General features: G+C 47.0%; 22 protein-coding genes and 1 riboswitch. Of the genes, 4 read left to right on the top strand and 18 right to left on the bottom strand.

Features of this window, described 5'->3' with window-relative positions:
• Nucleotides 1–36: 36 nt before the first annotated feature.
• From QWZ05_RS12965 to ftnA, 3 genes are all read right to left on the bottom strand, one after another.
• Nucleotides 37–1,230, bottom strand: coding sequence for a BaiN/RdsA family NAD(P)/FAD-dependent oxidoreductase (locus QWZ05_RS12965; RefSeq protein ID WP_264874622.1), 1,194 nt, complete (start codon nucleotides 1,228–1,230; stop codon nucleotides 37–39).
• Nucleotides 1,231–1,338: 108 nt separating this feature from the next.
• The gene (gene uspB / locus QWZ05_RS12960) at nucleotides 1,339–1,662 is read right to left on the bottom strand and encodes a universal stress protein UspB (protein WP_264874623.1); all 324 of its coding nucleotides are present in this window, start codon (nucleotides 1,660–1,662) and stop codon (nucleotides 1,339–1,341) included.
• A 78-nt stretch (nucleotides 1,663–1,740) separates the two neighbouring features.
• The gene (ftnA, locus tag QWZ05_RS12955) at nucleotides 1,741–2,268 is read right to left on the bottom strand and encodes a non-heme ferritin (RefSeq protein WP_264874624.1); all 528 of its coding nucleotides are present in this window, start codon (nucleotides 2,266–2,268) and stop codon (nucleotides 1,741–1,743) included.
• Nucleotides 2,269–2,478: 210 nt separating this feature from the next.
• On the opposite strand from ftnA, the gene QWZ05_RS12950 reads away from it, so the two are divergent.
• On the top strand, nucleotides 2,479–2,904 hold the full coding sequence (locus QWZ05_RS12950; protein ID WP_264874625.1) for a universal stress protein: 426 nt from the start codon (nucleotides 2,479–2,481) through the stop codon (nucleotides 2,902–2,904).
• A gap of 9 nt (nucleotides 2,905–2,913) precedes the next feature.
• Here the strand turns inward: QWZ05_RS12950 and QWZ05_RS12945 are convergent, their stop codons facing one another.
• On the bottom strand, nucleotides 2,914–3,417 hold the full coding sequence (locus QWZ05_RS12945) for a hypothetical protein (RefSeq protein ID WP_264874626.1): 504 nt from the start codon (nucleotides 3,415–3,417) through the stop codon (nucleotides 2,914–2,916).
• A gap of 77 nt (nucleotides 3,418–3,494) precedes the next feature.
• A complete protein-coding gene (locus QWZ05_RS12940) occupies nucleotides 3,495–4,283 on the bottom strand; it encodes a class I SAM-dependent methyltransferase (protein WP_264875452.1) in 789 nt (262 codons plus the stop codon).
• A gap of 108 nt (nucleotides 4,284–4,391) precedes the next feature.
• On the opposite strand from QWZ05_RS12940, the gene asnC reads away from it, so the two are divergent.
• The gene (asnC, locus tag QWZ05_RS12935) at nucleotides 4,392–4,850 is read left to right on the top strand and encodes a transcriptional regulator AsnC (RefSeq protein ID WP_164649516.1); all 459 of its coding nucleotides are present in this window, start codon (nucleotides 4,392–4,394) and stop codon (nucleotides 4,848–4,850) included.
• Nucleotides 4,851–4,861: 11 nt separating this feature from the next.
• Here the strand turns inward: asnC and tsrA are convergent, their stop codons facing one another.
• On the bottom strand, nucleotides 4,862–5,146 hold the full coding sequence (gene tsrA, locus QWZ05_RS12930; protein WP_264874627.1) for an H-NS-like global regulator TsrA: 285 nt from the start codon (nucleotides 5,144–5,146) through the stop codon (nucleotides 4,862–4,864).
• 165 nt (nucleotides 5,147–5,311) lie between these two features.
• Nucleotides 5,312–6,496, bottom strand: coding sequence for a multidrug effflux MFS transporter (locus QWZ05_RS12925; protein WP_290298744.1), 1,185 nt, complete (start codon nucleotides 6,494–6,496; stop codon nucleotides 5,312–5,314).
• Nucleotides 6,497–6,604: 108 nt separating this feature from the next.
• Between QWZ05_RS12925 and QWZ05_RS12920 the strand changes: the two genes are divergently transcribed.
• Together QWZ05_RS12920 and QWZ05_RS12915 are read left to right on the top strand one after the other, a co-directional pair.
• A complete protein-coding gene (locus tag QWZ05_RS12920; RefSeq protein ID WP_264874629.1) occupies nucleotides 6,605–7,540 on the top strand; it encodes a LysR substrate-binding domain-containing protein in 936 nt (311 codons plus the stop codon).
• A gap of 68 nt (nucleotides 7,541–7,608) precedes the next feature.
• Nucleotides 7,609–9,405 (top strand): aminopeptidase P family protein, encoded by a 1,797-nt coding sequence (locus tag QWZ05_RS12915; RefSeq protein ID WP_290298741.1) that lies wholly within the window; start codon nucleotides 7,609–7,611, stop codon nucleotides 9,403–9,405.
• Nucleotides 9,406–9,543: 138 nt separating this feature from the next.
• Here the strand turns inward: QWZ05_RS12915 and thiH are convergent, their stop codons facing one another.
• The 11 genes from thiH to dnaN all read right to left on the bottom strand — a co-directional run bounded on the left by thiH (nucleotide 9,544) and on the right by dnaN (nucleotide 21,969).
• Nucleotides 9,544–10,656: a 2-iminoacetate synthase ThiH gene (gene thiH, locus QWZ05_RS12910; RefSeq protein WP_290298739.1), complete on the bottom strand. Its 1,113-nt coding sequence runs from the start codon at nucleotides 10,654–10,656 to the stop codon at nucleotides 9,544–9,546.
• A 16-nt stretch (nucleotides 10,657–10,672) separates the two neighbouring features.
• On the bottom strand, nucleotides 10,673–11,440 hold the full coding sequence (locus QWZ05_RS12905; protein ID WP_290298737.1) for a thiazole synthase: 768 nt from the start codon (nucleotides 11,438–11,440) through the stop codon (nucleotides 10,673–10,675).
• 3 nt (nucleotides 11,441–11,443) lie between these two features.
• Nucleotides 11,444–11,653 (bottom strand): sulfur carrier protein ThiS, encoded by a 210-nt coding sequence (thiS, locus tag QWZ05_RS12900; RefSeq protein WP_264874633.1) that lies wholly within the window; start codon nucleotides 11,651–11,653, stop codon nucleotides 11,444–11,446.
• Between the two features lie 15 nt (nucleotides 11,654–11,668).
• Complete coding sequence (locus tag QWZ05_RS12895; RefSeq protein ID WP_290300794.1) at nucleotides 11,669–12,454, bottom strand: HesA/MoeB/ThiF family protein; 786 nt, start codon at nucleotides 12,452–12,454, stop codon at nucleotides 11,669–11,671.
• Entirely contained in the window at nucleotides 12,444–13,712 is a 1,269-nt protein-coding gene (locus QWZ05_RS12890; protein ID WP_264874634.1) for a thiamine phosphate synthase, read from the bottom strand. Before QWZ05_RS12890 ends, QWZ05_RS12895 begins: the two co-directional genes overlap by 11 nt.
• Nucleotides 13,713–13,715: 3 nt before the next feature.
• Nucleotides 13,716–15,650: a phosphomethylpyrimidine synthase ThiC gene (gene thiC, locus QWZ05_RS12885; RefSeq protein WP_290298734.1), complete on the bottom strand. Its 1,935-nt coding sequence runs from the start codon at nucleotides 15,648–15,650 to the stop codon at nucleotides 13,716–13,718.
• Between the two features lie 119 nt (nucleotides 15,651–15,769).
• A riboswitch (TPP riboswitch) is annotated at nucleotides 15,770–15,868 on the bottom strand.
• A gap of 74 nt (nucleotides 15,869–15,942) precedes the next feature.
• The gene (crcB, locus tag QWZ05_RS12880) at nucleotides 15,943–16,326 is read right to left on the bottom strand and encodes a fluoride efflux transporter CrcB (RefSeq protein WP_264874636.1); all 384 of its coding nucleotides are present in this window, start codon (nucleotides 16,324–16,326) and stop codon (nucleotides 15,943–15,945) included.
• Between the two features lie 188 nt (nucleotides 16,327–16,514).
• Nucleotides 16,515–16,949, bottom strand: a complete 435-nt coding sequence (locus QWZ05_RS12875; RefSeq protein ID WP_264874637.1) for an Hsp20 family protein — start codon at nucleotides 16,947–16,949, stop codon at nucleotides 16,515–16,517.
• 394 nt (nucleotides 16,950–17,343) lie between these two features.
• The gene (gyrB, locus tag QWZ05_RS12870; RefSeq protein WP_264874638.1) at nucleotides 17,344–19,761 is read right to left on the bottom strand and encodes a DNA topoisomerase (ATP-hydrolyzing) subunit B; all 2,418 of its coding nucleotides are present in this window, start codon (nucleotides 19,759–19,761) and stop codon (nucleotides 17,344–17,346) included.
• Nucleotides 19,762–19,775: 14 nt separating this feature from the next.
• Nucleotides 19,776–20,867: a DNA replication/repair protein RecF gene (gene recF / locus QWZ05_RS12865; protein WP_264874639.1), complete on the bottom strand. Its 1,092-nt coding sequence runs from the start codon at nucleotides 20,865–20,867 to the stop codon at nucleotides 19,776–19,778.
• Nucleotide 20,868: 1 nt separating this feature from the next.
• Nucleotides 20,869–21,969: a DNA polymerase III subunit beta gene (dnaN, locus tag QWZ05_RS12860; RefSeq protein ID WP_264874640.1), complete on the bottom strand. Its 1,101-nt coding sequence runs from the start codon at nucleotides 21,967–21,969 to the stop codon at nucleotides 20,869–20,871.
• Nucleotides 21,970–21,985 lie beyond the last annotated feature (16 nt).

Raw genomic sequence — 21,985 nt, 5'->3', positions numbered from 1 at the left:
TGGTGGGTTGCTGTGACTTTGCGTTATTGTGGCGAGTTATACCCACTGCCCGGCAACAAAACCCGAGCTCCAGCACCATTGGAAGTTATAGCCTCCCAACCAACCGGTGACATCCATCACTTCACCAATGAAGTAGAGACCTTTTATTGATTTACACTCCATGGTTTTAGATGAAAGCTGATCCGTATCTACGCCGCCAAGCGTCACTTCTGCCGTGCGGTAGCCTTCAGTGCCGTTTGGCAAAATAGTCCAGTTCTCTAGCAGGTGTACAATTTGTTCAAACTGCTTCGCGTTGTATTGCTTGAGTGGCTTGTCATCTAACTCTCGACGAGCAATCAACACTTCTACGAGGCGCTTTGGTAGCACCTTGGCCAGGGTATTCTTTAGGCTTTGATTCGGGTGTTTCTCGCGAGAATTCTCAAGCAGTGTTGCGATATCGTCATTCGGAACTAGGTTAATGCTAACCGACTGACCGGCCTTCCAGAACGAAGAAATTTGTAAAACAGACGGGCCAGACAAACCACGGTGCGTAAATAGCAGCGCCTCTGTAAACATAGTGCCGTCTTGCGCGGTAATTTCACTTGGAATCGCAATGCCAGAAAGCTCATCGAGCGCTTGCTTATCTTCTTTGTGTAGCGTGAATGGCACAAGCCCTGCGGTCGTAGGCATCACAGATAAGCCAAATTGCTCTGCAATCTTATAGCCAAATGGCGTAGCGCCTAATTTAGGCATTGATAAACCACCTGTCGCAACCACTAACGAGTCACACGTGAAAGCCTGTGTGTTCACAGTTAAAGCAAAGCCTTGCTCTTGCTGCTCAATGGAATGGACGTCGGCTTGGTACTGAAAGGATACGTTCGGCATATCACACTCAGCCAGCAGCATCTTGACGATATCTTTGGCAGTATGATCGCCAACACAGAACAGCTGACCATGATCGCGCTCTTCAAACTCAATACCATGCTTGCTCACCATGGAGATAAAATCCCAGTTGGTGTATTGCGAGAGCGCTGATTTTACGAAGTGAGAGTTATTGCAAAGGTAGTTTTGAGCAGTGACATCATAGTTAGTGAAGTTACAACGACCGCCACCAGAAATCAGAATCTTACGCCCAGGTTTCTTAGCATGATCAACAACGAGTACACGACGCCCTCGCTTACCAGCTTCAGCCGCACACATTAATCCTGCTGCGCCCGCACCAATAATCACCACATCGACGTGCTTACTCATTACTCTTTACCCACTTCTGAAAATAAAAAAGGATGCGCAAATGCACATCCTCCATGATTGGTGGCTATTTTAACGGCAAAGCCTATGAGTGCCAACTGTAGATTTAGATCACAGAATAAACACAGCCAACACCGTTACAGCAAGTAGCGACATACTCAATACAAATAACCCCCTGACACGAACACACTTATCGATGAACGTATTGTCATGGTGTTGTAGGTACTCTCTGGTTCGCAGGTAGTGGAACAGTCTTACCTGTTTCGTATAGTTACCATGCGTTGTAAAGAATCCGCCACCATCGACCTGTTGATACAACAGTGGGTGGGCTTCGCGCATTATGTATATTAGGGATCGCAGTGCAGTGAGATACCGGGCCAAATTGACCATACTCACTACCATTAATGAAAATAGAATTACATCGCTGCTGATCATCTCTCCTCCCTACATCTTGTCATGGGCAAGCAGAGACGATCAGACTGTTCCTTAGCGCAGGGCTAGCAGGATGAGATCTTACTCCGCAGGCGTATCCATAATCGAAGATGAACCTTCTTTTGCCATTGCCGCTAGATCCTTATCAATGAAGAACAACGCTTTACCATCTTCACCAACCAGATCCAGCTTGTCTAAAATCCCCTTAAATAGCTTCTCTTCCTCGTGCTGTTCTGCGACGTACCACTGCAAGAAGTTAAAGGTAGAATAGTCTTGAGACGAGAACGCCACGTGAGCCAATTTGTTGATTTTTTGCGTAATCATCTGCTCGTGCTCATAAGTTTCTCGGAACACATCTCCCAAGCTATTAAATTGGTGCTTTGGTGCTTCAATCGCACCCAGAATCGGCATCGCACCCGTCTCACTTACATACGTAAATAGACGCTGCATGTGCTCCATCTCTTCTACAGCATGAGCACGTAAGAATTCAGCCGCTCCTTCAAACCCCTTATCTTCACACCAAGCACTCATTTGTAAGTATAGATTGGATGAGAAAAATTCCAGATTAATTTGCTCGTTGAGCTGTTCGACCATCTCTTTCGCTAACATTGGAACTCCTAGTACCTTTATTCTAATATCCGCTATTGTACGCCCGCAACACACGCAATAACGTGACTTGTTTTTGACTTATCGGCATACCATTGAGCACAAAGATAACACTTTGTACCAAAGAAGTGGATATGAGATCACCGCAACATTCCCCCATAGGGGTTAGTGCTAAGCTGAAGTTAACTAAACGATATTCAAGGAGGTGTTGTTATGAGTTATCAACATATTCTAGTCGCTGTCGACCTCACGCCAGACAGCCGATTATTGATCGATAAAGCCGTCTCTCTCGCCCAGCCGCTTGGAGCAAAAGTGTCACTGGCACACATCGATGTGAATTACGCTGAACTTTATACTGGGCTGGTGGATATCAATCTTGCACAAACGCAAGATCAGGCTGCGGCGGGTTCGTTGCGCCAGCTGAACGAACTATGTGAAGAGACCGATTATACGATATCAAACACACTCGTAGGTGCGGGCGATCTCAGCAGTGAACTGTGTGATTCGGTAGAAGAGATGGATATCGACCTTGTGGTCTGTGGTCACCACCAAGACTTCTGGAGTAAGCTGCTTTCATCTACTCGACAGTTAATCAACTGTACGCCGGTTGATGTGCTTGTGGTGCCAATTAAAGACTGACCGCCACAACTAGTGTAGAGGAGGACAAGAAGCGTCTTCACTTAAGCTTGGAATCGACACTTGTTCGATTTTACGCTGCAGTTTGAGGTGCTTCTTGGCTAGCTTACGCTGCTTTTTCAATACTTTCTTCATCGCCTTGAGATGCTTTTTTTGCTTCTTGAGGGCTTTCTTGGCTTTTTTCAACGACGCTTTGCTGTCTTGATTATCTGCACCGGATTCTGTGCTCTTTTGAAGCGCAACCGGTCTGCTCACGTCTTCTGTTTCTATCTCAGTTTGACTCACCGAAGAAGAGAGCGCCTCTTGGAGCAAACCACACTGGCTTTGCTCTGCTTTCTGTGCGCGGTTTTGACATGAGATAGGAGGAATGGCGGCAGGCTTACATAGGCGAGATTGATCGTCAGCACTGCGAGCGCATGAACGACATACAAACTTAGGCTCGGCCACCAAGCGGTGGATATCCCCAAGATGCTCTTGAATGTCACGTCGATTCAGTTTGCACAAACGTTTTGTCATCTCGCTCAACCTAACTATAAATAATAATGATTCTTAGTTAGGTATAACTCGAATTATCGCTCGGTGCAAGCGGTGAATTAGTTCGTACTGTCCATTGCTGCTTTGACATAAACATCAAAGCGATTCTTCTTGGTTTCAATCTTCATTGATGGAGTTTGCTCGGCAAGATATGGTGCGTAGTCTGGTCTTTTTACCACGACACGCTTGGCCGCTAGATTCATCGCTGGCTGCCACAAACCATCAGCATCATGATCAGCCCCAACAAGTGACTGGAATACTCGCATCTCTTTTTTTACTAGTGCTGATTTTTTCTTATTTTCTGGGTGCGGATACATAGGATCAAGGTACACCACATCTGGCTGAACAAAACCCTCGCGTGAGGCCAGTTCATCTAACGCATCGTGGCTTGAAGCATGGATTAAAGACATTCGCTCGCTCACCCATGGGCCGATTTCTTGGTCTTGCATCGCGCGTGAGAGGCCATCATCTAACAGTGCAGCAACGACTGGGTGACGCTCTACCATTTGCACGCGACAGCCTAATGAGGCAAAGACAAATGAATCACGCCCTAGCCCTGCTGTACCATCCAACACCGTTGGCGTAACCCCTTTGTTCAAACCTACTGCTTTGGCGATTGATTGCCCTTTACCACCACCAAACTTACGACGGTGTGCGACAGCGCCGGAGACAAAATCGACAAAGATGGCACCGAGCTTTGGCTCATCCAATTTACGTAGCTCTAAGCGGCCCTGTGACAATACCAACGCAAACTCACTATTGCCGTCATGATGGAGCCCCCAACGAGCAACCAGTTGATCAAAATGAGTCGATTGAGAGGTATCTTCACAGATAAGCTGTAGATGCAAGGTAAGCTCCAGAGAATTTGAAATAGTCACAATGAGAGTGTACCCAATTTTACTGGGATGCTCTAAGATGAACAGCACTTTTCACCAATAGCAATAGAGTCTACCGATATGCAGACAACCAAACTGGATGACCTTGACCGTGCAATCCTAAAAACCCTGATGGAAGACGCACGTACGCCTTATGCTGAAATGGCTAAAGAGTTTGATGTCAGTCCAGCAACCATTCATGTACGTATCGAGAAGATGAAAGCCGCAGATATCATTCAAGGCACAGAAGTTATCGTTAACACCAAAAAACTGGGTTATGACGTGTGCTGTTTTATTGGTATTAATCTCAATGCTGCGCGTGATTATCACTCGGCGCTAGAGAAGCTGAATGCGCTAGATGAGGTGGTGGAAGCCTACTACACAACGGGGGCGTACAATATCTTCGTTAAGTTGATGTGTAAGTCGATTGAGGAGCTGCAGTTTGTTTTGATCGATAAACTGCAAGCGATTGATGAAGTGCAATCAACAGAGACACTGATCTCTTTGCAAAACCCCATCAATCGCAATGTAAATCCGTAGTTGGCTACAGATTATTTTTTAGCAAGGAACTCGCGTAGCTCTTCTGCACTGATACCTTGCTCTGCCAATTGCTTGGCTAAGATATCCACTTGCTCTGACTTACGTGATTCGATCACTGCTTGAAAATGGAAAACCATATCGCGTAGATTCTCGATTGGCACTTGTTTGGCTGCGCTTCGAATACGCTCCGCGCTTTGGTTGCCCAGCTCACTAAGTAGCTTACCGAACATCACCTTCTCTGGGCTCGACTCTAATTGCTCGAGTACTTTTGCCATTTCATAAGTCGTTAACGACATGATAGTTTTCCACTGTCTGAACCCAAACTCAGTATTTTATTAGAACGTATTTTACAAGCAAAGCCTAAGGCCGACCTGAGTGGGTAGTTGAAAAGAATTTAAGGCGTACAAATATACCCACAAAGTGCGCAAAAACAAAGCACTGAACGTCATGTTTGATCGCAGTTAAGCAAGTTTTGTGTGCCAGCGTTTACCTTGCTCTGTCAGGAGAATAATCAGCCCAGGTGCACTTAGTAGCATTAAAAACACCATATGATGGCTCGACTGGCCAAACCAGCCTTGAGTCAATGTAACCAACATACCTGCGCCTGTCATTTGAAATAGGCCAAGCAGCGCCGATGCGGTTCCCGCCTTATCGCCAAACGGCGCTAAAGCTTGTCCAGCCGCTGCGCCAAGAATCAACGCAAACCCGGTTGAAGCAATAAACACAGGCAGCATAAACGCGATCGGTTGTGTAGAGCTTGCGCCATAGCCCATTAATACCGCTGCGAACAACAGCAGGCTAATACCTAGAATCAATGTTCGGTAAGCGCCTAGGGATTGCAGAAACTTAGGTCCAATAAAGCAAGCGGCAATATTAATAACCGCATTAATAGTAAACCAAAAGGTAAACTCAGACATTGATAAACCAAGTTGTCCCATCAATAGATTCGGCGCTGCGGTTACATAACCTAAGATCACTCCCATCGCAATCAGACACAGGGTGGCATGGAACAAGAAATGGCTATTACCCAATACATCTTTATAGTGCTGAACGTTAACCAACTTCACCGCTTGTTTCGGTTGATTGGAGCTTGGCATCAACAGCATCACGATACCACCAACAACCACAGCAAACACGGCCATTGTGGCGAAGTTAGCGCGCCAACCAAACCATTGAGTTAACCACGCGCCTAAAATTGGCGCCATAGCTGGAATAAAACAGATAATGCCATTGAGGTAGCTGATCATCTTGCCACTGTTTTTTGCGCCATAGATGTCGCGCACGGAGGCAAAAGCAGCAACCGAGGTCGCACACGCACCAACGCCTTGAAGGATACGTGCCGCCAGTAGCCACTCAATACTACTACTGAACCACGCTAACACCGATGACACTCCATATACAGCAGCACCAAGCAACGCGACTTGTTTACGGCCTACGCTATCGGCGAGTGGTCCTGCAAACAGCTGGCCTACGCCCATCGCAATCATAAACCAAGTAATCGTATCTTTTACGAGCTCTGGTTCCACGTGAAACTCTGCGCCAATCTCTGGCAAGGCAGGCAAATAAATATCAATGCCGAGTGGGCTAAATAGGACCAGCAAAGCTAATACGATAAACATCGACTTAGAAGCAGATTGGGATGACATAGGGGGCTCACCTTGAATAGTGTAATTTGGTGAGCATCGTATAGAATCATAGGTATGACTAGAAGTGGTAATTAGTCATAACTATTATTCCATAGAGATATAAAGCGTATGAACAAACTCAACCGTATCGATCTCAATTTATTGGTTCAGCTCGATGTATTGTTTGAAGAGCTAAACGTCACTCGTGCAGCACAGCGCCTCTACCTAAGCCAGTCTGCGGTGAGTAAAAACCTCGCTAAGCTGAGAGAGCAGTTCGATGACCCACTTTTTAACCGAACCCCGCAAGGCTTAAGCCCCACTCCACGAGCACTAAAGCTGCAACCGAAGATTCGTCAAATGGTTCACCAGCTCGAACAGATCACCGAACCTGAGATCTTTCTGCCACAAACCAGCCAACACCGATTTCAGATTGCCGCGGTGGAAAGTGTTTACCCACTCGTGCTTCCCTACTTCATGCCCGAAGTCTTTAACCATGCACCGAACATCAACTTCTCAACCCATACTTGGGATAGAAATACCTTTAAGCGAATTCTCGATGGCGAATTGGATATGGGCATCACAGGCAAAGATATTGATATCAGAGACGCACGCCTCACGATGCTCGCGCCTCATGGTATTGCCGAACAAGAGATTTATCGCGACGAACAGATGTGTGTTGTACGCCACGATCACCCAGTGCTCAAGCAAGATTGGAATCTAGAAACCTATTTAGCTTCGCGACATGTTCAAGTGCGTTGTGATGGTAACGACCGCTGGTTACTCGACTATCGATTGGCTGACCAAGGCCTAGAACGAGATATCGCCATAACCGTCCCTGATTTTAATAGTGCCGCCAGTCTTTGTACCTATTCCGACCTCGTGTTCACTGCACCGGCCCATTTTACCAAAATGGTCAGTCACCAACTTGGGCTCAAGCTACTGCCATTACCGATGGACTTCCCACCCATGGCATACACTTTGTTTTGGAGTAAAGAGAGAGAATCTGACCCAGCAATAGACTGGCTTAAGCAGATTATCGTAGAAAAAACCGCCCATCTGAGATAAAAAGAAGGTATAGACACTCGTATCACCCTAGGCATGCGAGCTCAATAACAACAAAGGAATACGTCCTCATGGATCAACAAACACAGCAAAAAGTTAGCGAGCTAAGAGACTGGCTCACTGCACAACAATTTGACGCCTTTATCCTTCCTCATGAAGATGAATATCTGGGCGAATACATTCCCGCTCACAACGAGCGCCTGCACTGGCTAACCGGTTTTACTGGCTCGGCTGGTGCCGCAGTGATTGCCCAAGAGAAAGCCGCCATTTTTGTTGATGGCCGCTACACTGTGCAAGTTACTAAGCAAGTCCCACAAGACGTATTTGAGTATCGCCACCTTATCGAAGAGCCTGCGCTTGATTGGATCATTGACAATGTACCAGCGCAAGGCCGCATTGCGATCGACCCACGTATGCATAACGCCAATTGGCTTGAGACAGCACAAGCGAAACTGAGCAAAAAACACCAGGTGGTATTGATTGATAGCAACCCAATCGACCTACTTTGGAGCGATCGCCCTGCACCGCTGCTGTCTGATGTACGTCTAATGCCAAGCCAATCCGTTGGTGTCGATAGCGCCACAAAGCGCAGCAACATCGCAAAGATTGTTGAAAAAGCAGATGCTGATGCTGCCGTGATTACCGCGCTTGACTCTATTGCTTGGTTGCTGAACATTCGTGGTCTCGATGTGTCACGCTTACCAGTGCTGCTCTCTCACGCGATATTGCACAAAACAGGTCAGGTAGAGTTTTTTATTGATCCAGCAAGACTGCCGAGCGATTTTGGCCAGCACGTAGGCAAAAGCGTTGATGTATTCGCACCAGAACAACTCCAAGCTAGACTTGAGCTTCTCACTGACCAAGCTGTGATTGTAGACCCTGCAACTTCAAATGCATGGATTAAGTTAGTTCTGCAAAATTGTGGCGCTAAGGTAATTGCGCAAGCTGATCCTTGCTTGCTGACTAAGGCACTTAAGAACGAGGTTGAAATTGCTGGAATGAAAGCCTGTCACGTTCGTGATGGTGTCGCGATGGTGAAGTTCCTATCGTGGTTAGACAACAATGTTGCGCAAGGCAATCTGTTCGATGAAGCGCAACTCGCTGATCAGTTGGAGGCATTCCGTCGTCTTGATCCTACTCTGATTGACTTGAGCTTTGATACCATTTCAGCAGCAGGCGGTAATGCCGCTATGTGCCACTACAACCATGAGAACCAGCCACAGCCAGGTCAACTAACAATGGACTCACTCTACTTAGTCGACTCAGGTGGTCAGTACCTCGACGGCACAACTGACATCACTCGTACGATTGCGATTGGTACGCCAAGTGAGGAGATGAAGCGTCAGTTTACTCTCGCACTAAAGGGCCATATCGGTATCGCACGCGCAAGATTCCCTGCTGGCACTCGTGGCTATCAGCTTGATACTCTCGCTCGCCAACATCTTTGGGCGGAAGGGTTTGATTATGACCACGGTACAGGCCATGGAGTCGGCCACTTCTTGAGTGTGCATGAAGGGCCACAAAGCATTTCCAAACGACAAATTGACGTAGCATTAGACAAAGGTATGGTGTTGTCGAATGAACCTGGCTACTACCGTGCAGATGCCTTTGGTATTCGCATAGAGAACCTTGAGTTGGTTGTAGAGCAGCCAACACAAGGTGACTTCCCAGTGCTAACGTTTGAGTCACTAACACGCTGTCCAATTGATGTACGTAACATCGACGTCAATCTGCTGACTAAGCCTGAGCTTGCATGGCTCAACCAATACCATACTAAAGTGTGGGAAGATCTCAATTCACTGGTTGAAGGAGACGTACGCGAATGGTTGCAGCAAGCGACTCAGCCGCTACACCATAGTAAATCGTAACGACGAATAACCGATACCCAATATAGAAAAAGCGCCTCGAGGATAACTTCGAGGCGCTTTTTATTATGTTTGTGTTTCCAAGCTCATGTAGTGTTTCACGTGAAACACTACATGATTAATAGCAAGTTGTTGTTACTACTATCCAGAATAGGCTGAATGCCAATCACGCCACACTGGGGCAAAACCCTTCGCTTCAATCGCGTGCTCTACCTGCTCTGCACTGCGCTCATCACTGATTTCAAACTGCTCAAGTTCAATATCATCCATAGCATAACCGCCAGGTTGTGTCTTGGACGCTGCCGACATAGTCGTGATACCCAAGGGCAACACTGCATCGCGAAACGCCTGAGACTCTCGAGTTGAAAGTGATAATTCAACCTCTGGATTAAGCAGACGGTAAGCACAAATCAATTGCACTAATTGTTTGTCATTCATTACCGACTTTGGCTGCAATCCACCTTCACATGGGCGTAACCGTGGAAAGGAGATCGAATATCGCGTCTGCCAATAGGTTCTTTCTAGATAGTCTAAGTGTGCTGCAACATAGAAGCAGTCAGTACGCCACTCTTCTAGCCCAATCAACGCACCAATACCGATCTTATCGATACCTGCCTGTGCTAAACGGTCGGGCGTTTCTAAGCGGTAATTGAAGTCTTGCTTCTTACCACGTAGATGATGCTGAGCGTACGTTGAAGGGTGATACGTTTCTTGGTACACCATCACCGCATCTAGGCCGAGTGTTTTTAGCTCAGCGTATTGCTCTTGTTCAAGTGGCTGAACTTCCATAGCGAGATAGTTAAACTGCTGCTTGATAACTGGGACCATCTGCCTGAAATAGTTCATGCCGACTTTGGTTTCATGCTCACCCGTCACTAACAACACACTATCAAACTTCATCTTTTTAATAGCAGCTAACTCGGCTTCAATTTCCTGCTGGTTAAGCGTACGCCTTTTGATTCGATTCTCCATAGAGAAACCGCAATATGTACAGGCATTAGCGCAAAGGTTTGATAGATACAATGGAATATACAACGACATCGTATTGCCAAAACGCTTGCGAGTTAGTGCGTATGACTGCTGAGCCATCTGCTCCAGATAAGGTTCTGCAGCGGGGGAAATCAACGCTTTGAAGTCCTCAAGGTCACGCTTGGATTTACCCAATGCCCTTTTGACATCCGCTGCTGTTTTGCTCATTATTGATAACGAAATGTCATCCCAGTCGAGTTGATTAAAGCGCTGTAAAAAGCTCATGCCGTGTCCTTATCGATTACAATTCATCAAGGAATGATGTCAGAGGGCTTGATGCAACCGCATGTGATACTTGCCCTGCTAGTCCAGCTTCATAAGCACTGCGCCCAGCCTCAACCGCTTGTTTAAACGCACGAGCCATCGCGACTGGATTCGAGGATGCGGCAATCGCCGTGTTGACTAACACCGCATCTGCACCCATCTCCATTGCACGTGCTGCGTGAGACGGTGCCCCTATCCCTGCATCCACGACCACTGGTACATTGGCTTGGTCGATTATTATCTCGAGAAAGTCATGCGAAGCAATGCCCTTGTTCGAACCGATAGGCGCACCAAGTGGCATTACCGCAGCGCAGCCCACTTCTTCAAGTCGCTTGCACAAGACAGGGTCGGCGTGACAATACGGGAGTACAACAAAGCCATCACGCACCAACTGCTCAGCGGCGGCAAGTGTCTCGATTGGGTCTGGCATTAGATATTTAGGGTCGGGATGAATTTCTAACTTGAGCCAATTTGTGCCGAGCGCTTCACGTGCCAAATGAGCAGCGAAGATAGCATCTTTGGCATTCTTCGCACCCGAAGTATTCGGCAGTAAGTTAACGCCACACTCCACCAACGGCTTAAGAATATCGTCTTGTGTATCGTTAACATCAACACGTTTTAGCGCCATGGTCGCAAGTTCACTTGCAGACTCTTTAATAGCTTGAGCCATTAATTGGCTATTAGCGAACTTGCCTGTTCCGGTAAACAGGCGAGATGAAAAGGTTTTATCGGCAATCGTAAGCATGGTTTATCCCCCAGCAATCGCTTGAAATAGTGAAATGGCGTCACCCTCATTGAGGTGAGTCGACGGCCATTTATCACGTGAAATTACATGGTTATTGATCGAAAAGACGCAGCCCATACTTGGCAGCGAGAACTGAGTAATTATGTCTTCTAAGCTCGACTTCGCTTCTACTTGATGGGCTTGGTCGTTAATCATTATGGTTATCGTATTCATCATTTTTAGAAGTAACTATTGATTTGGATTCTCTGACTGACTGCCGCGATCGCTACATACATGGCAGGTGCTATCCACTGAAGTAGATAGGGCTTGCCAAGTTAAGCTGAGGCCATCAAACAGGTGAAGTGTATTTGTCTTTAACACTAGCGATTGCAGCGCCAAATATTGGATCGCCGCTAGCGCTTGATAGTTGCCCATCGTGCCAACCACTGGACCGACTACCCCACTGTCTGAGCATTTCCCAGCCTGAGGCAGTTCATCAAATGGGTAGATACAGCGATAGCAGCCTTGGTCTTTGTGATGCTTAAAATCAAACATACAAAACTGACCTTGCCACCCAATAGCCGATGCAAAGATGAGTGCAGTAGATTGATTGAAGCAGACTCGGTTAATCAGCTGCCTCGATTCGATGTTATCCGTGCAATCGAGTACCGTGTCCGCAAGCATGACTTCAAGGCTTAGCTGCGCTTCATCTAGGCGTTTGTTGATTGTGCGAATCTGACAACTGGCATTAAGCAAACGCAACTGATGAGCCATCGCATCAGCTTTACCGTGTCCGACTTGTTCTTCACGATAGACAACCTGACGCTGTAGATTGCTCGAATCTACAGCGTCATCATCAACAAGTACGACACGGCCGACACCAGCGGCGGCCAAATAGAGCGCAGCTGCTGAGCCTAAGCCCCCACAACCAACAATAAGTACATGGCTGCTTCGTAGCTTGTTCTGCCCTGCTTCTCCAATGTTTGGCAGCGCAATCTGACGTTGGTAACGGATAAACTCTTTATCAGACAGCATCGGTGAATACCTTGCGCTCATGCTTATCACCGTCACGATTTTCGGACTGCATTAGTGCATCAAACGCTTTTTTCACTTGCAGTGGCTCATCAGCAAGCGTGATTGCTCTGACAACCGCGAGGCTCGAAACACCACACTCCCAGACCTGTTGAGCATTGCTCAAGTCGATACCGCCGATCGCTACCGTTGGATAACCTAACTGGTCTTGCGCATAGGGTATCGAATCAATCAATTTCTGATAATGAGCCAAACGTACTAAGCCCTGTGGTTTGGAAGGCATCTGCTTGGTTGTCGTTGGAAAGATATGGCCTAACGCGATATAGCTAGGGTTAATCTGAACAATACGCAGCAGCTCATAATAACCATGCGTCGATAATCCTAGGCAAATACCCGCCTTAGCGAGTTGGCTAAGATTCGACTCTTCAATATCCTCTTGCCCAAGATGCACACCATACGCACCATGCTTAATCGCTAACTGCCAATAATCATTAATAAACACCTGAGCGTCGTATTGACGTCCAACTTCAATGCTTCGTTGGATCTGCTGCTCTAGATCCGGAGTGCTCGCATCTTTGATTCTTAACTGCGTTGTTTTGACTCCCATCTCCAATAGGCGCTCAATCCAGTCAGCGCTATCGACAACTGGATATAGCCCTATTGCTTCTTTATCCATAGCTGGAAACTGGGTTTGCTCAGCATTTGCCGCCCACCCAACACGAACACCTAACCTAGACTCTTCGAGAACGGGGGTTGGGAAATCACGAAAATCGTGCGCCCATGTTTCACGTGAAACATTCATCTGTGCACGCGCAAACGTAAGAGCATCTTCGAGCGGAAAATCTAAAGCCAGCAGTGTGACGACCCACGTGAAGTGATCGCTTGAGTCGCGGTTAGAGCGATCGGAGTAACGTATTACCCGAGTCTCACCTTGATGTTGCCAGACATCCATCAAGCTCCCTTCATCGATGACTGAGAGTAAGATACGATTTTCAGTACGCTCAAGTAGAGCAGCATCGGTTATGCAGAGCGTGGTTTGATAGGCAAATTCCAAGTCAACTTCACACCCACTGTCTTGTGGGTGCTGTAGGTTGTGCTTAAGGGTTAGCGTTTTTGTATCGGTTTGAATCTGGAAGCAAGGCGTTGGGCTTATGCCCAATTCAATGGCATCAATCGCAAAGCCGTGCTGCTTTGCGACCGATAAACACTGCTGTAGCGATTCCGTTAATTCAATCTGCTGACGCGGTACGAGCAGTTGCATTATTTAGTCCTCTAACGTTGCCGCTGGATGATAAAGTTCAGAGCCAGTCTCTAGAAATTCTTGGGATTTTTGACGCATACCTTCAAGCGGGTTATCGAGCATCTTTATCTCAATCGCTTGGTCAGCAGCGACTTGCTCTGTGTCTTTTGCGTATTCGCGTACCTCTTGAGAGATCTTCATTGAGCAGAACTTTGGCCCACACATCGAACAGAAGTGTGCCACCTTACCCGACTCTTGGGGTAACGTTTCGTCATGGAAACAGCGAGCCGTATCAGGGTCAAGAGACAGATTAAACTGATCTTCCCAACGGAACTCAAAGCGAGCTTTTGACAGCGCATTGTCACGTACCTGAGCGCCAGGGTGGCCTTTTGCGAGATCGGCGGCGTGAGCAGCGAGCTTATAAGTAATAAGGCCTGTCTTAACATCATCTTTATTCGGTAAGCCTAAGTGCTCTTTCGGTGTGACATAACACAGCATCGCGCAGCCATACCAACCAATCATGGCCGCACCAATCCCTGAGGTAATGTGGTCGTAGCCGGGAGCGATATCGGTAGTCAGCGGACCTAACGTGTAAAATGGCGCTTCATGACAGTGTTTAAGCTGTTCATCCATGTTCTCTTTGATCATATGCATTGGCACGTGACCTGGGCCTTCGATAATGACCTGAACGTCATACTCCCAAGCCACTTTAGTCAGTTCACCAAGGGTGCGTAGCTCAGCAAACTGCGCTTCATCATTAGCATCAGCAATCGAACCCGGACGCAACCCATCTCCCAACGACAACGCAACATCGTACTTGGCACAAATCTCACAGATCTCGCGGAACTGGGTATAAAGGAAGCTCTCTTGGTGGTGAGCCAGACACCATTTAGCAATGATAGAGCCACCGCGAGATACAATGCCCGTCACACGCTTTGCAGTCATAGGCACATAACGCAGTAGCAGGCCGGCATGAATGGTAAAGTAATCTACCCCCTGCTCTGCTTGCTCAATCAGCGTGTCACGCATCACTTCCCAATTAAGGTTCTCAGCAACACCATTTACTTTCTCGAGCGCTTGATACATAGGCACAGTACCAATCGGCACTGGGCTATTACGCAGTATCCATTCACGCGTTTCATGAATGTTTCGTCCCGTTGAAAGGTCCATTACTGTATCTCCCCCCCAACGTGTCGACCACACTAGCTTCTCAACTTCCTCTTCAATAGATGAAGAAACTGAAGAGTTTCCGATGTTGGCGTTCACTTTGACGAGGAAGTTGCGACCGATGATCATCGGCTCTGACTCTGGGTGGTTTATATTGGAAGGGATAATCGCGCGGCCTTCTGCAACTTCTTGGCGAACGAACTCAGGGGTAATGTCTTGTGGAAGGTTCGCACCAAAATGCTGACCAGGATGCTGCTGAGTCAGCACTTGATCGCGATATTTTGCGCGCCCCATGTTCTCACGAATCGCGATGTATTCCATTTCTGGCGTTACAATACCTTTGCGCGCATAGTGCAACTGCGTGACACGTTGTCCCGCTTTCGCGCGGCGAATACGCGGCAAATTGCCGTAGCGCAGTTCATCTAAAGTATCATCTTCTAGACGCTGCTTGGTGTACACAGAGCTCACATCATCGAGTAACTCTGTATCAAGACGCTCTTCGATCCACGTTTCGCGTAGCTTTGGTAAGCCACTATAGAGGTCGATAGTATGCTCAGGGTCGGTGTAAACACCAGAAGTATCATAGACGCGAATCGCCTCATTGGGCTCATAAATAGGCTGCTCTTTAGTGCCACCTACGAGAGTATCTGCAAGCGCTATTTCGCGCATTGGGACACGGATATCGGGGCGTGAGCCCTCAACATATACCTTGCTTGAATTTGGGTATGGTTGGACAGATAAGGTATCAATAAACTGTTTGGCTTCCAGTCTCGCTTGTTTGCGATTCGACATAGCATTTTTCCTTTATAACTATAATTGGGATAAAAATGCTTGGCGGATAGATGCGACAAGAGGCGTCGAAAGAGGTTGAGCGGTTCTTCCGAGCTTAATAAAGGTTCATATAGAATAGTTGAACGCTTTCTCTTGTTCCCTTCGCTGGTATTAACCAGATCAGGTTCAACGGATCCCGAATGAACGGTCTCAGCCTTAAGGCACTCCGACAAGTATCAGCTCACTATGTTGCTGTGAGTGGTTCGATTATAGAAAAATGTTGGCGACAAACCAATCGGATCACTCAATATTGTTAGCTCTTTATCAAAATTTGAAAGCCAATCCAGGCCGCTGAAATACTTAGAAATACATTGAGCAGCACATTAAGACCCATCTTAAAGAAAGCGCCTTGCTGCATCAGCAGCACATTGTCCATAGAAAAAGTAGAGAACGTAGTCAGTGCCCCTAAGAAGCCTAACCCAATAATTTGACGCCATGGCTCAGTAGCGAGAAGTTCATTCTCAAAGGCAGCGATCAGGCAGCCCATCGCAAACGAACCGATGACATTGACGGTCAATGTGCCATAAGGGAAACCACGACCAAAAAGCTGTACACACAACTCAGAAACTAAATATCTTGAACAAGCACCAAAAGCACCACCGAGCGCGATGAAGCCCAAAATGGAAAACTGACCCATTTCCCCTCTCCCTTTTTTGCAAAAACTGCCGAAAATTTATGCTGATAAGTATACGTGTATACCAGCAAACGACAACAAAATGAGAAAGTTACAGGCGTCACTTATTCCAAGCTAACAACGCTTTACTGGTCAGCATGCACAAAAAAAGGTGCCCAATGGACACCTTTCTTAAAATCGAGGTTTGATGATTAACCTTCTAGCAAGTTATTGCCGTTAATAGCAATCTTGCGAGGTTTCATCGCTTCAGGGATCTCGCGCTCTAGATCAACGTGCAACAAGCCGTTTTCCATCGTCGCACCAACCACCTTGACATAATCTGCTAGTTGGAACTTACGCTCAAAGTCGCGCTCTGCAATACCTTGATAAACGTAGTTCTTACCCTCATCTGCTTTACGCTCACCTTTTACGATCAACATATTTTCTTTCTGTGTCAGATCGATTTGGTCATCGGCGAAGCCTGCTACTGCCATAGTAATGCGGTAGTGGTTTTCATCTTTTTGCTCGATGTTGTATGGAGGGTAACCGCCTGAAGTATTTTTCGCTGAGTTTGCTTCCATCATATTGAATAGACGATCGAAGCCAATTGCGTTGCGGTAAAGTGGAGTGAAATCTACAGTTCTCATAATGCTATCCTTTTAGTAAGCAATAGTCTTAGCGTTAATACTGATGATCAAAACTGTGGCTGATCATTTTGCTCGCTAAGAGATCTCTCGGCACTCCTCTTGGTCTCACCTCGGACGACTCTGGGACATGCTTACGGATCAAGTTTAAATTGTTTGCCACTTCCCTATCCTCTCGTGAGCAATAGTTCGTTGGCACTTTAAAGAGGGAAAACTTCTAGTCTCTAGCAAGTTCGTCCACCTCTTCATAAACAGATATAGGGACGAGTCAAAACGCTTTCAAGAGAATAAATACAAATAATTTATAACTGCATGATTTTATGTAGATTAAAAACTAAAAAACACCGCCGTTTTTAAGGGCGGTGTTTTAACTTGAGTCGTGATTGAGAGCGAGAATCTAGACGTCTAGGTTCGCTACTTTCAATGCATTTTCTTCAATAAAGTTACGACGTGGCTCAACTTGGTCACCCATAAGAGTCGTGAACAGTTGGTCAGCACCCACCGCATCTTCAATCGTTACCTGCATCATACGACGCGTTTCTGGATCCATTGTCGTTTCCCAAAGCTGATCTGGGTTCATCTCACCTAGACCTTTGTAGCGCTGTAGGCTTAGACCACGACGAGACTCTTTAATTAGCCAGTTTAGGGCTTCAACGAAGCTGTTTACTGCTAGAGTACGCTCACCACGCTTGATGTAAGCACCCTCTTCGATCAAACCATTTAGCGCTTCAGAAAGCTCAGCCAGCTTGCTGTATTCTTTAGAGTTGATAAAGTCTACTGAAAGTACATGCTCATGAACAACGCCATGAGTACGAACGATGATCTTAGGTAGATTTAGACCAAGCTCTGCATGCTGCTCAACCTCAAAGCTGTACTGGCTTGCACCCACTTCTTTGGCGTTTAGCTGCTCAACTAATGTCTTAGTCCAAGCTTCAACTTCAGCGGTATCGTGACACTGCTCTGCTGTTAAACGCGGCGTGTAAACAAGCTCATGCACTAACGGTTGTGGGTAGCGACGGCTCATGCGCTCCACCAGCTTCATGCCTTTGTTGTATTGCTTAACCAAAGACTCAAGAGCTTCACCGGCTAATGCTGGTGCTTCAGCGTTCACGTGCAGAGATGCGTTATCTAGCGCAAGTGCAACCTGGTATTGGTTCATTGCATCTTCGTCTTTGATATACTGCTCTTGCTTACCTTTCTTCACTTTGTAAAGCGGCGGCTGAGCGATGTACACGTAGCCACGCTCAATAAGCTCTGGCATTTGACGGTAGAAGAAGGTCAATAGTAGCGTACGAATGTGCGAACCATCGACATCGGCATCGGTCATGATGATGATGTTGTGGTAGCGTAGCTTGTCTGGGTTGTACTCGTCACGACCGATACCACAGCCAAGAGCTGTAATTAGGGTTGCAACCTCTTGTGAAGAGAGCATCTTATCGAAACGCGCTTTCTCAACGTTTAGGATTTTACCTTTCAGAGGAAGAATCGCTTGATTCTTACGGTTACGGCCTTGTTTTGCGGAGCCGCCTGCCGAGTCACCCTCCACTATGTAGAGTTCAGACAGTGCAGGGTCTTTTTCCTGACAGTCAGCAAGTTTGCCTGGCAGACCAGCGAGGTCTAGTGCGCCTTTACGACGAGTCATCTCACGCGCTTTACGCGCTGCATCACGTGCACGCGCTGCATCGATAATCTTAGTACATACTGTTTTCGCTTCTGCAGGGTGCTCAATCAAGAACTCTGATAGCTTCTCACCCATTGCAGATTCAACCGCTGATTTCACCTCAGATGAAACTAGCTTGTCTTTGGTCTGGCTTGAGAATTTAGGATCAGGAACCTTAACTGAGATAACGGCAGTCAAACCTTCACGCGCATCATCACCTGATGTTGCTGTTTTTGCTTTCTTCGAGAAGCCTTCTTTGTCCATGAACGAGTTCAGGGTACGAGTTAGGGCCGCACGGAAACCAGCAAGGTGAGTACCACCATCACGCTGCGGAATGTTGTTAGTGAAACAGTAAATATTTTCTTGGTAGCCATCGTTCCACTGCATTGCCACTTCTACTGCAATGCCATCTTCACGCTCTGAGTTGAAGTGGAATACTTTCTCGATGATTGGCGTCTTGTTGGTGTTCAAGTGCTCTACGAACGCTTGGATACCACCCTCATACATGAAGTGGTCACCTTTATCTTCTTCGCGCTCGTCGCGTAGCTTAATCGATACGCCAGAGTTTAGGAAAGAAAGCTCGCGTAGACGCTTAGCTAGGATATCGTAATGGAATTCAGTGTTTGAGAATGTCTCTTCACTTGGCCAGAAACGGATTTCTGTACCGGTTTTATCAGTATCGCCAATCACGCCTAGTGGCGCTTGCGGCTCACCATGGTGATAAGTTTGAGTATGAATTTGACCACCACGATGAATCGTTAGTGTAACTTGCTTAGACAGTGCGTTTACTACCGAAACACCAACACCGTGCAGACCGCCCGAAACCTTGTATGAGTTGTCATCGAACTTACCGCCCGCGTGAAGTACCGTCATAATAACTTCCGCCGCAGAGACTTTCTCTTCTGGGTGCAATTCTGTTGGGATACCACGACCGTCATCGCGTACTGAAACCGAGTTATCCTCATGAATAGTCACAATGATGTCTTTACAGTGACCTGCCAACGCTTCATCAATTGAGTTATCCACCACCTCAAATACCATGTGGTGCAGACCTGTACCATCGTCTGTATCGCCGATGTACATACCCGGACGCTTACGTACCGCATCCAGACCCTTCAGTACTTTAATACTCGATGAATCGTAATTTTCAGACATGAGTTACTCTCTATTTATCCTTGCTCAATATTGCCCTGTTCCACATGGAACAGCCTACCAGTGTCATCTCGCATATCAGCGATCTGCTCCTCGGTAATTGAGCTTACAAAAACTTGAGCCCCCGTCGCCTTTAAGCAGTCAGCAAGACGCTTACGACGTTGGCTATCTAATTCAGATGCAAAGTCATCAATCAAATAGATACACGGCTTATCCGTTACTTGTGTCAAATGCTGACCTTGAGCAACGCGTAGCGCGCATACCATTAATTTTAGTTGACCGCGTGACAGCACATCCTCAACCGGAGTGCCGTTCACTTTAATGCGCAGATCAGCCTTATTTGGGCCACTAAAAGTGTACCCGAGTGACTGATCTCGCTCGAAATTTCGTTCTAGAAGCTGGTCATAAGGGGTATCCTTTTCCCAGCCCCTATAATACTTCAATTGAATATCAAATTCTGGCAAAAATGCTTGGCACATCTCCTGTGCCACTGTGGTCATCTGCGCCACATACGCTTCACGCCACGAACTGATTTTTTCAGCCAGCTCTGCTAGCTGCTTATCCCAATAACTCAGCTCGCGATAGCTTTTGGCATCTTTGAGCAACGCATTGCGCTGCTTGTTAAGGCGCTTAAACCGCCCCCAAGCTTCATGGAACCCTGCCTCGGTGTGAAACACGCCCCAATCAATGAACGCGCGGCGAAACTTAGGCCCATCAGTGAGCAATTCAAACCCTTCTGGGTGAATTAATTGCAGCGGTAATATCTTGGCAAGCTGCGCCAACTTTTGTCCAGACTGACCGCCTATTTTAACCTCTGTTGAGCCATCGCGCTGCTTATTTATGCCAACAGGTAGCTCAAATTGGTCTTGTGTCAAAGAATGCTCTTTAACACGGCCATGAACGAACAGCTCTGGCTGCTCATTTTGAATCACACGACCGGTTAACGTACTTTTAAAAGAACGGCCGTGCCCAAGCAAATAGATTGCTTCTAGGACACTGGTCTTGCCGCTGCCATTAGCTCCGACAAGAAAATTAAAGCCTGGTGACGGGGTGATGTCACAGGCTTTAATATTACGGAATTGCTGAATAATCAGCCGAGAGAGAGGCATTCTAGAGTCGAATTGGCATCACAACATACATTGCGCTGTCGTCGTCTGCATTCTCTAGTAGCGCACTCGCATTGGCGCTCGACATGGATAAGCGAACCGTGTCGCAACGCAACGTGTTCAATACATCGAGTACGTAGTTAACATTGAAGCCGATTTCAATCGCATCACCCTCAAACTGAACATCAAGCAACTCTTCTGCTTCTTCTTGTTCAGGGTTATTCGCAGTGATACGCATCTCACCACCATCTAAGTTGACACGCACACCACGGAATTTTTCATTCGACAGGATAGCGGCACGTGAGAACGCTTGGCGCAGCTCATCACAGCTTGCTTCCAGTGTTTTATCGGTGCTTTGTGGCATTACGCGGCGGTAATCAGGGAAGCGACCGTCCACCAGTTTGGAAGTAAAGATGAAGTTGTTTACCTCTGCGCGCAGATTTGAGCTGCCAATTTGCAGTTCAACCAACTGCTCTGGAGCATCGAGCAATTTCACCAACTCTTGCACACCCTTACGTGGCAAGATGATCTGCTGCTTCTCTGCCGATGCTGTCAGTTCTGTTTGCGAGACCGCCATACGGTGGCCATCTGTTGCAACACTGCGCAGTGTCGTGCCATCAATCTCAAACAGCATACCATTGAGATAATAACGTACATCTTGGTTAGCCATTGAGAACTGAGTTTTGTCTATCAGAGCCTTCAATTCAGCCTGAGTTAAGCTGATGGCCTCTTCGCTTTGCCAATCTTCAATATTAGGGAAATCATTCGCAGGGAGTGTGGCTAATGAGAAGCGGCTGCGACCAGAACGCACCTGAACACGCTCAGCTTCGAGAACAAACGTGATTTGTGCAGAATCAGGTAGGCTGCGACAGATATCGAGAAACTTACGTGACGGAACAGTAATGCTGCCCGCTTCACAATCACCTTCAAGCGCAACTTTACTGACTAGCTCGACCTCAAGGTCTGTCGCGGTCATAGAAAGCGTGTTGTTCTCTACTTTGATCAGAAGGTTGCCCAAAATAGGTAAGGTCGGACGACCACCCAACGCACCAGACACTTGCTGAAGCGGTTTAAGTAGGTGTTCACGTGCAATAGTAAATTTCATTGTTTGCTCTAATCGT

This window comes from Vibrio agarivorans, assembly GCF_030409635.1.
Lineage (GTDB): Bacteria > Pseudomonadota > Gammaproteobacteria > Enterobacterales > Vibrionaceae > Vibrio > Vibrio agarivorans.
Note: the sequence above shows the minus strand (reverse complement) of the source record. Positions and strands in the feature narration are given on the sequence as shown.

Bases quoted from the DNA above. Each gene is read 5' to 3' on its own strand.
- recF (WP_264874639.1), bottom strand. From the start codon at position 20,867: ATGCCTCTCTCTCGGCTGATTATTCAGCAATTCCGTAATATTAAAGCC.
- QWZ05_RS12895 (WP_290300794.1), bottom strand. From the start codon at position 12,454: ATGCTGTCTGATAAAGAGTTTATCCGTTACCAACGTCAGATTGCGCTG.
- gyrB (WP_264874638.1), bottom strand. From the start codon at position 19,761: ATGTCTGAAAATTACGATTCATCGAGTATTAAAGTACTGAAGGGTCTG.
- QWZ05_RS12950 (WP_264874625.1), top strand. From the start codon at position 2,479: ATGAGTTATCAACATATTCTAGTCGCTGTCGACCTCACGCCAGACAGC.
- QWZ05_RS12965 (WP_264874622.1), bottom strand. From the start codon at position 1,230: ATGAGTAAGCACGTCGATGTGGTGATTATTGGTGCGGGCGCAGCAGGA.
- dnaN (WP_264874640.1), bottom strand. From the start codon at position 21,969: ATGAAATTTACTATTGCACGTGAACACCTACTTAAACCGCTTCAGCAA.
- QWZ05_RS12920 (WP_264874629.1), top strand. From the start codon at position 6,605: ATGAACAAACTCAACCGTATCGATCTCAATTTATTGGTTCAGCTCGAT.
- tsrA (WP_264874627.1), bottom strand. From the start codon at position 5,146: ATGTCGTTAACGACTTATGAAATGGCAAAAGTACTCGAGCAATTAGAG.
- QWZ05_RS12925 (WP_290298744.1), bottom strand. From the start codon at position 6,496: ATGTCATCCCAATCTGCTTCTAAGTCGATGTTTATCGTATTAGCTTTG.
- crcB (WP_264874636.1), bottom strand. From the start codon at position 16,326: ATGGGTCAGTTTTCCATTTTGGGCTTCATCGCGCTCGGTGGTGCTTTT.
- thiH (WP_290298739.1), bottom strand. From the start codon at position 10,656: ATGAGCTTTTTACAGCGCTTTAATCAACTCGACTGGGATGACATTTCG.
- asnC (WP_164649516.1), top strand. From the start codon at position 4,392: ATGCAGACAACCAAACTGGATGACCTTGACCGTGCAATCCTAAAAACC.
- QWZ05_RS12890 (WP_264874634.1), bottom strand. From the start codon at position 13,712: ATGCAACTGCTCGTACCGCGTCAGCAGATTGAATTAACGGAATCGCTA.
- thiS (WP_264874633.1), bottom strand. From the start codon at position 11,653: ATGAATACGATAACCATAATGATTAACGACCAAGCCCATCAAGTAGAA.
- QWZ05_RS12945 (WP_264874626.1), bottom strand. From the start codon at position 3,417: ATGACAAAACGTTTGTGCAAACTGAATCGACGTGACATTCAAGAGCAT.
- QWZ05_RS12915 (WP_290298741.1), top strand. From the start codon at position 7,609: ATGGATCAACAAACACAGCAAAAAGTTAGCGAGCTAAGAGACTGGCTC.
- thiC (WP_290298734.1), bottom strand. From the start codon at position 15,650: ATGTCGAATCGCAAACAAGCGAGACTGGAAGCCAAACAGTTTATTGAT.
- QWZ05_RS12875 (WP_264874637.1), bottom strand. From the start codon at position 16,949: ATGAGAACTGTAGATTTCACTCCACTTTACCGCAACGCAATTGGCTTC.
- uspB (WP_264874623.1), bottom strand. From the start codon at position 1,662: ATGATCAGCAGCGATGTAATTCTATTTTCATTAATGGTAGTGAGTATG.
- QWZ05_RS12905 (WP_290298737.1), bottom strand. From the start codon at position 11,440: ATGCTTACGATTGCCGATAAAACCTTTTCATCTCGCCTGTTTACCGGA.
- ftnA (WP_264874624.1), bottom strand. From the start codon at position 2,268: ATGTTAGCGAAAGAGATGGTCGAACAGCTCAACGAGCAAATTAATCTG.